The 12,474-nt window shown below is 46.2% G+C and carries 9 protein-coding genes; 8 read left to right on the forward strand and 1 reads right to left on the reverse strand.

From position 1 onward, the window contains the following. Positions 1–58 precede the first annotated feature (58 nt). The 7 genes from MHI12_RS08245 to MHI12_RS08275 all read left to right on the forward strand — a co-directional run bounded on the left by MHI12_RS08245 (position 59) and on the right by MHI12_RS08275 (position 9,348). A complete protein-coding gene (locus MHI12_RS08245) occupies positions 59–2,728 on the forward strand; it encodes a LuxR C-terminal-related transcriptional regulator (protein ID WP_405172109.1) in 2,670 nt (889 codons plus the stop codon). Positions 2,729–2,864: 136 nt separating this feature from the next. After that, the gene (locus MHI12_RS08250; protein WP_405172110.1) at positions 2,865–4,937 is read left to right on the forward strand and encodes an S-layer homology domain-containing protein; all 2,073 of its coding nucleotides are present in this window, start codon (positions 2,865–2,867) and stop codon (positions 4,935–4,937) included. Positions 4,938–5,093: 156 nt separating this feature from the next. After that, a complete protein-coding gene (locus tag MHI12_RS08255; protein WP_405172111.1) occupies positions 5,094–5,519 on the forward strand; it encodes a GNAT family N-acetyltransferase in 426 nt (141 codons plus the stop codon). A 40-nt stretch (positions 5,520–5,559) separates the two neighbouring features. Then, complete coding sequence (locus tag MHI12_RS08260; protein WP_307414364.1) at positions 5,560–5,994, forward strand: GNAT family N-acetyltransferase; 435 nt, start codon at positions 5,560–5,562, stop codon at positions 5,992–5,994. 108 nt (positions 5,995–6,102) lie between these two features. Continuing rightward, positions 6,103–6,525 carry a hypothetical protein gene (locus MHI12_RS08265; protein WP_405172112.1) on the forward strand — a complete coding sequence of 141 codons (423 nt, stop codon included), beginning with the start codon at positions 6,103–6,105 and terminating at the stop codon, positions 6,523–6,525. A 175-nt stretch (positions 6,526–6,700) separates the two neighbouring features. Further along, positions 6,701–7,921: an RtcB family protein gene (locus MHI12_RS08270; RefSeq protein ID WP_127544562.1), complete on the forward strand. Its 1,221-nt coding sequence runs from the start codon at positions 6,701–6,703 to the stop codon at positions 7,919–7,921. A gap of 248 nt (positions 7,922–8,169) precedes the next feature. Continuing rightward, positions 8,170–9,348: a DUF4272 domain-containing protein gene (locus MHI12_RS08275; RefSeq protein WP_405172113.1), complete on the forward strand. Its 1,179-nt coding sequence runs from the start codon at positions 8,170–8,172 to the stop codon at positions 9,346–9,348. A gap of 148 nt (positions 9,349–9,496) precedes the next feature. On the opposite strand, the gene MHI12_RS08280 is transcribed toward MHI12_RS08275, so the two are convergent. Further along, positions 9,497–10,537 (reverse strand): LacI family DNA-binding transcriptional regulator, encoded by a 1,041-nt coding sequence (locus MHI12_RS08280; RefSeq protein ID WP_405172114.1) that lies wholly within the window; start codon positions 10,535–10,537, stop codon positions 9,497–9,499. A 529-nt stretch (positions 10,538–11,066) separates the two neighbouring features. Here MHI12_RS08280 and MHI12_RS08285 point away from each other — a divergent pair. Continuing rightward, positions 11,067–12,446: an ABC transporter substrate-binding protein gene (locus MHI12_RS08285; RefSeq protein WP_405172960.1), complete on the forward strand. Its 1,380-nt coding sequence runs from the start codon at positions 11,067–11,069 to the stop codon at positions 12,444–12,446. Positions 12,447–12,474: the final 28 nt, after the last annotated feature.

The raw sequence follows: 12,474 nt of genomic DNA on the forward strand, positions 1-12,474 counted from the left end.
AATGTACATATAATGAATCGGAAAAAAGTGCACCATGGTGCTGATTCGGGAGGATCTCATGCAACAGGAACATACCGCTGGTCTCCACGGGGACTGGCTTCAATTTATGATTTTAACAACCAAACTGGAACTGCCACCCTTGCCAGCAGATACAATGGACCGTCCACGGCTAAGTTTGCAACGCAAAGAATTGTTCCAATCCAAAGTCACTTTGTTGACTGCCCCGGCAGGTTCAGGGAAATCAACACTGTTAGGCAGCTGGGTGAGAAGTGAAGCTGTTCAAGCAGCCTGTTTTTGCCTGGATGATAAAGATCAGGACCCGCTTCAGTTTTGGCTCTACATTATTCATGCACTGGATCGAGTGATTAAGGAACTCTGCGGTGAGGTACTGCCACATTTTTTGCAACGGTACCCGATAGACCCCAGGTCAGCATTGATATTATTGTTGAACCGCGTTGCCAAGAATAATCAACATACGCTGCTCATTCTGGATGACTATCATGCAGTAACCCAGCCGGAGATTCATGAACAGATGCAATACTTTATTGAAAATCTTCCCCTATCCATTCATCTAGTCCTGTCTAGTCGTACATATCCTCCCTTCAAGCTTGAAAAGCTGCGTCTGAGAGGTGAATTGAAGCAATTTACGCTTCAGGAACTGGCATTTACGCCAGAAGAGGGCATTGAATTTTGCCAAGAGATTATCCAATTGGATATTGCCAGGGGAGATGCGCGTGGTTGGGTACAGCAGACGGAGGGTTGGGCTGCCGGATTGAAGCTGCTCGCTTTATCTCACGCATGGGGTGGCAACGCGTTGGTCAGCCCTATGAATTCGGTATCGTCACCTCTCTCACGTGAAGATCATGGACCAACTGGCGAGAGGACGATTTCGGATTACCTGCTTGAAGAGGTATTCCAGCGTCAGTCACCGGAAATGCAGCAATTTCTGCTCCGGACAGCGATCACGAGAAGAATGAACAGCAGTTTATGTCAAGTATTAAGCGATATGCAAGAAGCTCCACAATTGTTAAGGCAATTGGAGAAGGAACATCTTTTTCTTGTTCCACTTGATCGGGAAGCGCACTGGTATCGTTATCATCATTTGTTCTCTGCATTTCTAAAGCGTGAGCTGGATCGTTGTGGTACTGAACAAGTAAATGAATTACATGCTCTTGCTGCACTTTGGTATGAACAACAGGGATACCCGGCAGAAGCGTTGGATCATTATATTCTCGGTCAGCACATGCAGGATGCAGCGAGACTGCTGGAAGAGTTGTTTGCCCATTTTATTATGGGAGAGTGGTGGACGCTCCGGCGATACTTTGATGTTTTGCCACTGGAGATCGTGAAATCACGTCCCAAATTATATATGTCTTACTTGTTCCTTGCTGCACGTGAAATGCCTTATGGACAGATGGTAAAGCAGCTTGATGAACTGGAACAAGTGATCCGGGTGCATCTTCAAGGGCAGCTGGAACCTGAGATCATCGGGTATTTGTTGCAAGTTATATGTGTGATGCGAGCATACATGGCCTATTTGAATAGAGATTTAGATGGGTTGGCTCATTATTTGGTGTCCTACATCGATCAGGGCTATCCTGATGATATTGCCTTTCAGTATATGGACTATGATCGGAGAGAGAGCATGCGCCTGCGCAGCTTCCATGGCGTTAATGGCTACTTGAGGCGTGGGGAAGCTTGCTTCGGAGCGATTACGGAACGTTGGTATGCTGAACATGCCTATGTAACGTCCTACTATGGTGTTGGATATGGTGAGATTTTAATGGAGCAAAATCAAATTGCAGAAGCGGTCAGATATGCGGACCGAGCGCTTGAAGTGGCTTTGCAGATCAAGGTGGCTGCGTTGCTTGTTCCAGCTTATGTACTCAAAGCCAGACTTGAACTTACACTGGGTCGACCTGAAGAAGGCTTGAAACTGCTTCAGCAGGTCTCAGGATTATTATCTGTGAAGGATATGGAGTACTGGCAGCAAGCACTGGAAGCACATCAATACCGAATTTTAATTGAAATGAGTCCGGTGGAATCCGCCCACACCATTCTGGCTAAGCCTGCAAACGAAGGAGATGTGGCTGCTGAGATCAGCTGTGATCAGATTTTCCTTTCCATGGTTCGCATACGTGCGATGATCATCCTTGAGCAGTATGATTATGCACGAGAGGAACTGAGACGACTCCGTAAACAGGCTGAAGAACGGGACTTGCTTGCTGAACAGGTAGAGTGTGCTCTGTTAGAGTCAATCATGCTGCAAAAGCAGGGATTCACAGATGCCAGTGTTGTGGCGTTATCCCGTGCTCTGGTACTGGGAGGACCCGAAGGGTATATCCGTTCATTTGTTGTTGAAGGTGAACAGATGAAACAGTTGCTGAAGGACTATTTCTATCTGCGTCGTACAAAGGCGATACACGATGATGGTGTGAAAATGGCTTATGTGAAGCAGTTGTTATCTGCTTTTGCAAGAGACAAACGATTGAGAGGCCCCTCATCTGCAGGAGAGGCCAAGCTGGATACAAAGGAAGTGGGACTCAGCCCGATGGAGCAAAAAATATTCGGTCACATCGCTGAGGGCCTGACCAGCAAACAGATTGCTGCCGAGTTTGGCATCTCACCCGGAACTGTTAATACACACATTCGCCGAGTGTTTGCAAAGCTGGGTGCGAGTAGTCGTGCTCATGCTGTTCAAATCGCGGAGCAGCGGGGATTATTATAATTTTGTGAAACAGTGTCTACTCTTTTGTAGACTGTTTTCAAGCCAAGGTCTCTCCTACAATGAAGATAATTAAATAACTCCGAGGAGTCTTTGCTGACACCAGGGTTTATGTTCATGTGGGAGGTAGCGTTAAAAGATGTCAACACGAATATCCAAACGAAAAGTTCATACGAAAAATAAGATCCGTAAGGTCTCGCCTTATCTTGCAGCCCTTCTGTCTTTAGCCGTCATTTCTGTTCCCGGGACAGTGCATGCAGCGTCCGATGCAGTAAACATTCGTGACTTGCAGCAGGCAGCACCGTGGGCCAAGCAAGCCATTGAAAGGGCTGCCGAACAACAGATGATTCTGGCGGACAAAGCAGGAAATTTCAACCCGAGCGCAACGTTAACAAGAGGGGACCTTGCATACACGTTGGCTCAACTATTGGAATTGAACGTGCTGTCGTCCGTCCAACTTCCAGATCAGTTATTCAGGGATCTGAATCGTAACGCTGAGAATGGTTCCTATATTCGTGCACTTCAATTGGCTGGAATTATGAATGGTTATCCGGATGGTACGTTTCGTCCTGCTGGTCTGGTAACAAGGGAAGAGCTGGCAACAACGATTATTCGGGCTCTGAAGGCTAAAGGATATGATGAAACATTAAATTTGACCAAAGAGTTGTCATTTAAGGATACTTCCGAAATTAGTGCCTGGGCTTTGCCAAGTGTACAACAAGCTGTTGAGTTGGGAATTTTGAAAGGGGACAATGTAAACTTTGCGCCGAAGCGTTCTACTTCCAGACAGGAAATGGCCGTGATCGCATTACGTGCAACTGAAGTCATTCAAGCTCTTGATGAAGCTGCGAGTCAAGAGGGCGCCAATTCGGAATCCAAACCTGATGAGCCAGGAAAGGTAACCGAGGTACAGGGTACAACTTCAGGAGGCAATAACGCAGGGAACGGTACAGGAAACGCAAACGGTAATTCCGGGGCGGCACCAGGGAATGGAAATGGAAGCACCGGTGGTGGAGGTGGATCTGCGCCAACTACTCCGACGAATCCTTCCACTCCGTCCAATCCAGGTACGGGGAACAGGGCGCCACTGGTTATTAGTGGCGGTTTGCCTGATCAGGAACTTATACTAGATCATGCTGCATTGGACTTAAACGTCTCGACGTATTTTAGTGATCCAGATGGTGATGAATTACAATTCAGTGTCATAGCCGGAGATGAAACCATTGTTTCCTCCACTGTGGTAGAAAAAGTGATTCGACTTGTTCCACAGGCTGCTGGAGAAACAACGCTGACGATCAAAGCAGTTGATGTCCAGGGCGCAAGTGTTACGGCACAACTCGAGGTTAAGGTACAGGCCAATACGATAAGTCGCCAATTTCCTGATCCACATTTGGCTGGAGCTATTGCTTATTGGTTGCAAAAGGATGTGAATGATCCACTGACCAAAGATGAATTGGTGGAAGCACTCATTCAGACCAATGGAGGATTGTATGCGAGAAATGCGGGCATTTCCGATCTGACAGGAGTCGAGATATTCAAAGGATTGAATGTAACCGAAATTGATCTGTCCGGCAACGCCATAAGCAAAGCGGATGCCTCTGGATTCGATCGTTTGAATTGGCTTGATTTATCCGGTAACGAACTGACGCAAATTAATGTGACAGGACTGGACCAGCTGGAGTATCTGAATCTCGCGAATAATCGACTTCCTTTATTAGATGTGAGGGGACTAGATTCCTTGCAAAATCTAGATATATACAGTAATGAACTTGTTCATCTGCCAGCTGGAATTGCTGGACTGTCTGATCTGCAATACTTGGATGTGAGTAACAACTCCATCCCCCTGAGAGAAGAACCGGACTTCACGCTGCATCACACGTTGCTGCAACGTGTGTACATGTATGATTTTGATGATGCTCCCCCTGTACTGGTGGAGGCACCTGCGGGTAATATCGCTTATGTTCATGGAGATGAGATTGAGATCGACCTGTCCTTTATGTTTGAGGATGAAGATGACACTAGGTCAACTCTCACACTACTGGCTGACTCTCCTGATCCACAATTGGCAGATGTCAGAATGGATGGACAGAAACTATACGTTACTGCACTGGGGACGAGTAGTGAACCTATTCGGATTGAGGTGAAGGTTACGGACCCTCTGGGCAGAGTTGGTGTAGGTCACGTGTACGTGGATCTGAGAGAAATAGAGTAGCGTATTTTAAAACAGCATATGTGAACTAATGCAAGTTACATCAACGTGCCTTCCGCTATGAAGGTGCGTTGTTTTTATTTTGTAAGGGATAAATTTATGTTAAAATATGCAAGAAATGAATGAGGCTGTGAGTAATGACGATAGGGGGAGAAGAGGATGTCCGAAATAAATATCAATCCAAGTACTTTAGAAGATTCAGAGTATGTTCGCCAGCAATTAGTCGCATACAATGCGACCCATGTGAGCGAGGAATTAAGGCATCGGTACGAAGAATTGAATTTTAACATCAAAAATGAGGCTGGCGAAATTGTCGCAGGAGTGCTCAGTACACTTTGCTGGAATTGGGTAGAGCTTGATATCCTTTGGGTGGACTCCGATCAGCGGCATCGGGGATACGGATCCCAATTGCTGCTTGAGGTGGAGCGCATTGCGCGCGAGAAATCCTGTGATTTTATTATGTTGAATACATTCTCATACCAAGCACCGGAATTTTACAAGAAACATGGCTACCAATTGATTACAATGATCGAGAATGCACCGACTGGACACAGTCATTATTATTTTAAAAAGGTCCTCACTTAAGACAAAGCATGCGAAATAGGACAAAATCAGGAGGGTTATCATGGTTACCATTAAAGGAATCGAACTTGAAGATTTACCGGCACTAAGCCAGCTATACAATGAGTTGATGGGAATGCCTACCAATGAGCAGCAGATGAAAAAGATGTTTCATTACATACAGCAGAATGGTCATTATCATGTGCTTGGGGCATTTTACAATGGCAAATTGGTTGGGTCCGTTATGGGGGTTGAGTGTATGGATCTGGTGGGGCCATGCAAACCGTTCATGGTTGTGGAGAATGTGATTGTATCGGATCAGGTACGCAGACAGGGCATTGGGCAGAGGTTAATGCTCCAGATTGAGCGGATTGCAAAAGATCTGGGTTGTGGTTACATGATTCTGGTGTCTGGCGATCAGCGTAAGGAAGCACATATATTTTATGAGAAGTTGGGTTTCAAGGATGAGAAGGTTCAGGGTTACCGGAAGCATCTATAACAGACAGTTCAAGTGAAAATTTCTTACACAAGTGGAAGGATTACTTAAGGAACACGGCGAATAAGGCATAGTCTTAACAAAAGAAACGAATAAGAGGGAGGCACTCTCGTGCTCAAAAAATGGGCTAATGTTTTCATGATTCTAAGCCTGGTATTCACCGTATGTTCCCCAACCTCCTATGCTGCCGCCAAAACGGTTAAGGTAACCGTGACGCTGGTGAGCGCAGAGCTTGTCGAGAATAACTCTGTCGGTAATGAGTGGGCCATCGGAGCAAGTGTGAACGGCAAAGAACTGGAAGAGGGTTCATCAGTTACCTTAAACCTGAAATCCACAGGTACGTTGAAACTGGAGGCCATCGCCGAAGAACAGGACAAAATTCCCGATTACGGGGATAAAAGCACCAACGTCAAACTATCTTCGTTCTCCAAATCAACCAACAAGACACTTTCCGTGGTGGTGACCGAGAACAGAGGTCGGTATTCTGGTAACACAGCGACTTGGGCGTTCAAGTTTAAGATTAGCAAGAAGTAAATAGGAACCAACCGTGAGAAAAGGGAGCTGAGCTCTCTTTTTTTATGCGTAAACAATTGGTGATCTAAAGGAAGACGACGTTTCGAGCCACGTTGATCTTTGTTAAACTAATGAGAACAACAGTTTAGAAATAAAAGATGTATTTTCAAAAAGTACATAGGAGGTTAACACAATTATGCGTATCGTAGATAACATTAAAGTCTGGGGGGAGCCGCTGGAGAACGCCGTAAGTCAGGCGGTGACTTGCTCGCAATATGGAGATGTATTGGGTGTGGCTCTGATGGCCGACCATCACAAAGGTTACTCGCAACCCATCGGTGGTGTTGTCGCTTATCGGAATATGATCAGTCCGTCAGGTGTCGGATATGATATTGCCTGTGGCAACAAGGCTGTGCGTACAAATCTGATGTGGGAAGATATTCGGGATCAGATTGTAACGATCATGGATGACATCAATTCGACCATTTCTTTCGGCGTGGGTCGTAACAATCCAACACCCGTGGATCATGAGCTGTTCGACGACGCGAGCTGGAAGCTGTTTGATACCATTGAACCGGGATTACAACATAAGCTGAAGACACTTGCACGCAACCAACTCGGAACCGTAGGCAGTGGCAATCATTTCGTGGATATTTTTGTAGAAGAGGCAACGGGAAAGGTGTGGATCGCGAATCATTTTGGCAGCCGCGGGTTCGGTCATAAAGTGGCGAGTGGATTCCTTAACCTTGCTGCAGGACGTCAGTTCAGTGGCAAAGCTCCTGGCGAATCGATGGATCAACCGCCTACGTTGTTTGACCTGAACAGCGAAATGGGTGATATGTATTGGGATGGAATGACTTTGGCGGGCCGATACGCCTATGCAGGACGCGACTATGTTATTGAACAGGTGCTCGGTATTCTGGGGGCAAGTGCTGAATACGCCGTACATAACCATCACAACTTTGCCTGGAAGGAACAACACATGGGTGAAGAGGTAGTTGTGGTCCGCAAAGGTGCAACGCCACTTGCACCCGGGCAACTCGGTTTTGTCGGAGGCAGTATGGGTGATATCTCGGTAATTGTGGAAGGGATCCACAGCGAGGAGAACACCGAGTCATTCCGCAGCACCGTACATGGGGCAGGGCGCACGATGAGCCGAACCCAGGCGGCTGGCAAAATGAATTACAAGCTGCGCACACGCATGGGTGGCGAGATTAGCGAAGCACAGATGCATGAGGCGATTCGTGCCTATGGTGTCGAACTGCGGGGAGCGGGCACAGACGAAAGTCCGTTTGTGTATAAGAAACTGCAAGACGTACTGAACGCACATGCGAATACGTTGAAGATCAACCATGTGCTGCGTCCCGTTGGTGTCGCCATGGCCGGAGGTAATGAATTCGATCCGTACAAGGATTAGTCATATATGTTCAACTGAACATTTACACGATAACGGAGAGGGTAGAAATAACTTGAAGAAGCGGAGCGTTCGCCTAAAAGCTTTCTAAAAGAAAGTTACATCGGAAGCATCCGCTATCACCGGATTTCCCCTTTCCAAAAAAAGGAATAAAAAAATCTGGGGATAACAGCGATCGGAAAGTTATTCTGCCATCGGAGTGCCAGTGTAAATATTCATTAGTTGAACTATATATAGAGAGGGTGAACTTCATGAGAAATTGTGCGATATATAGCTCTCAGTTTGACCTGGATCAGCTGTTTGAAGTGATTCAATCCATTTATCCTGAGGGTACGATTGAACGCCGGGAAGAAAAGACCCATATTCAAGTGATTCAGAAAAAATGGCTCAGTAAAAAAACCAAAGGCTTTAATATCATGACCAGCCAGACACATCCTGAGGAATTTACGACAATGATTCAGGGGATGCTTGGATTTTTGAGTCAGATTAAAGGGCGCAATGCTTCGCTCCAGGAAAAGGTATTGATCAAGTGTTCCACATTGAACATGGTGGTTGGTATTGAGACGGAAGAGGACATATCGGAAGAATTCTTCGGCGAGTTATTGCGGTTGGCTGATGCGCTGGATGCCGTCATCTTCTGGGGAGGTGGATCCCTGCTGGATGCACAAGGCCAGCTATTGCTGGATGTGAATGGAGAATCTGAGGTAGAGGATTACACGGTGACAGCGCACACCAGTTTCCTTGACGGTAACAGCCCCCAGTCGGAGTCTGGCATTCAACGTAAAGCGCGTTCAGAGCAACGGTTGACTGAACAAGGCATTCCGTATAATGCGAACTTGCCTGCAAGGGCCGGAGACGAACACACCACGATTCGGAGTAAAGAGGAAGTCGCGCGCCGTGCGGTTGCCCTATGTCTTGCCGCGCTTAAAGGTGAGTGTCTGGGAGCCGGCGAAAGTGCGGATGATACCGCAGCACTGGTTCAGGAAGTGATCAACAAGTATGAGGCTGAATCCTTTTTCTCACCTATAGAGAAGAGGTTTATCGACCAGCACGGAGCAGAGCAGCAGGAGATCATCACCTTCTCTTGGGGATATGAAGCGTACCACGTGATGTTGTGGGCGCTTGGTTATGTGAAGGAACTGGGTGCACCAAAGGAGTTGTGTAACGTAGGGAAGGATGTCGGTTATTTGCAACAGAAGGATAGTTTTACCGACTTTTTCTCCGATGCATCTCTGCGCAGCAAGAGCGAGATTCTGGATGAAGCAGATCTGATCTACCGTTATAACTGGGTGTGCGTGGATAGTCGGGTGAATGACAAAACACCTCCCGCTGACCTGAATGGTGGAGTGGCTTATGAACGTCACCGTGCATTGAACTGGCTGATCTGTTATCTGGATCAGGAGTGGGATGATGTTCGTACAGATACGTAGAACGGGATGATGTGACGGCCTGATGTAATAAACAATAAACATTACACAACATACAACAAAGCAAACACCCCTATAGCCGCACGAATACGGTTAAAGGGGAGTTTGGCGTGCTGTTCTGTGTGGACATAAGCTTTATCCATATATGCTTTTATCCACTATGCCTGCCGAACTGTTCACGAATAACGACATCGGCAAGAATCAACTTTTTCTCGACGTTGCTCTCTGGATTCGCAATGCGCCATAACATCTGATCCACTGCACGCGCACCGAGCAACTCCTTGTTCACATTAACTGTAGCCAATAATGGGATGTTGTCGTATAGATTATCAAATCCCGTGACAAAACACTGATCGGGTACACGAATACCCATACTCTCAAGGGCTTCTATGGTGTATAGCCCATAGAAATCATTCGCACATACAAACACTTCAGGCAGGTTATCCTCACTGATCACCGAAGTGAACGTCTGGCGGAACTCATCCAATGCCTGATTACTCAGCTCGGGAATCTGATGTATTTCCATCCCATGGCCCATAAGCACAGAGGTGTATGCAATCCAGCGTTCATAGAAGCTATGAGCATCCCCGATATTGCCAACGAACTGGAATGTTTTGAAACCCTTGCGGAGCAGATAGAGCATGATCTCCCGCATGGATGCAAAGTTATCGGTGAATATGCTGTCACTGTGAAAAACAGGGTCCAGATGATCCACCATCACAACTGGAATACTAAGACGTTTGATTTCAAGAAGAATCGGGGTCGAAATAGAGCCAACGGTAATGATTCCACGAATGGCATCCGGGTTGAGCAGGGTGAATAGCTGGTCTGCTGAGGGTTCCGTTAAGGTCAGAATATTAATCCCTTTTTGGTTCAGCTTGGAAGAGATCCCGTTAAAGACGGGTCCCCAGTATACGGAGTCTTGATTTTGGTACCGAACATTGGGGAACAAAATCAAGATCGTTCCGCTTGAACGTGTGTTCTTTGGTTCCTGAAGTTCATGGTTGTTATACAGTTCACCAGACAACATGCTGTTATCTTTGAAATATCCAAGTTTGCCAGCGGCCTTAAGAATGACATCCCTCGTTTGATCGCTAACGCCCGATTTTCCAGACAAAGCTCGTGATACCGCGAATTTCGACAAACCCGTAAAATGTGCAATCTCCTGAATTGTTACCTTTGTCTTCATCATACCATCCTTACACTCGTAGTTCTGCCGTATTCCTTATTCGGAGCGATATCCAACTGTTCCTAGTATAACATGATGTATTTCTCTTAATCTAATAACGGACAGAGAATTCAAAATGTTAGTGATGCACAGTATTTTAGGATGAACGTTCAACGTGACGGTAAGCATATTTTCAGATAGAATGACGAATTTTGTCTGCTGAATTAGTATTTTGTTATTTTATAAAAATAACAAAATAAACAAAGTTGCAATCGTGGTTTTAATAAGTGTGTACTTAGAGTCCAGGATGTTGAATAAGCTTTAACACAGGCATATTACAGCTTAACCAGCATTTTATCAGAATAATTAGAAAATGTTAACAACAAAAATGTTGACGCTTACATTTTGCTGTGTTAAATTTTGTTTGTCAAAAACAAACAAGAAAATAACAAATGGTGGTGGTTGTTTATTTTCGATTGGTTGATGAATGGGGTTAATGATTTAGGGTGAACCATGATTGGTATACACATTCGGGGAGGTTGTTAAAATCATGATGAGAAGATGGAATGTTCTGCCTCTGATGTTATTGGCCGTGATGCTTTTTGTATCCGCTTGCAGTGGTGGGGGGACAGCGCAGACGGGGACCGAAGCAGAGGGAACAACAAACTCAGGTAACAGCACCGAAGTCGCTGAGACAGAGAAAGAGGGCGGAGCGGAAGAAGCTGTGGTTAATGTGCCTGATCTGGGTGGGCGTGTCATTAAGGTTGCGGCCTGGTGGGACTTGAAACCAGCGGGAGAGACGGCCTCCGATAAGGCCAGACTCGATAAAATTGCAGAGGTCGAGAAGAAATACAACGTAAAACTGGAGTTTGTTAACGTACCTTTTGAAGAATACATGAACAAATTCACAACGTCTGCACTGGCTGGCGAACCGTTCGCCGACATCGTTCAGATGGAGTACAAATCCGCACTACCCGCCATCCTCAAAGGGCAACTGTTGCCCATCTCCGAATTCACTACACCTGAGAATAACATCAACCAAGAGGCTAACCTGATTGCAAAATTTCCTGCCATTGCGGGCAACGAATACGCCTTCGAATCGCCAACCAGCATTGGTCTGGGACTTCACTATAACCGTGACTTGTTCAAAAAATTATCTTTGCCTGATCCTCAAGAACTTTATAACCAAGGTAAATGGGATTGGGATAAATTCATGGAACTTGCCAAACAGGCAACCAAAGATACCAATAACGACGGCAAAACTGACGTATACGGATTTTCTGGCTGGGCGCTTGATGTCGTTCGTCATTTTACCGCAGCCAATGGTGGAACAATCGTGGATGATACCAATAGCAAAGAAGGATTGTCCGATCCGAAAACGATTGAAGCCGCCGAATTCGTCAAACGCCTGTATAACGTGGAAAATGTCGTGAAGGTCAAAACTGGCGACAAAACCAATTGGGAGGAAAGCAATACGTTCAAAGATGGAGATGTAGCTCTGTTCACCGCTGCCGAATGGCAGTTGGGCGATCTCACCTTTGCTGTTGGTGTTGTGCCGATTCCGAACGGGCCACAGGGTAGCAAAGAGGTAACGTATGCAAACAACGCGGCATCAGCGAAGTTCATTCCAAAAGGTGTGGAGGATCCAAAGATCGTCTACCAAATCTATGAAGAGACCTTCGACATCCCGCAGATTGAAGAGTATCCAGGTCAAGATTATCTGGAGAGTCGTTATACCGACGAGAAGGATATCGCCATCATTCGCGAGCACATCGCCGGAACGGGCCGTATCTTGCTGGATGATGCCTACACAGGATACCCTTTCGGGGATTTTGTGAACGATATCATCAAAAACAATGCTTCCGTAACAGCGACAGCCGAGAAATACAAAGCACAGGCACAAGCGGCCATTGATAAACTCGGCAAACAATAATCGCACTTATCACCAGCAAACGATTCAG

The organism is Paenibacillus sp. FSL H8-0280 (genome assembly GCF_045040665.1).
GTDB classification, from domain to species: Bacteria; Bacillota; Bacilli; order Paenibacillales; family Paenibacillaceae; genus Paenibacillus; species Paenibacillus xylanexedens_A.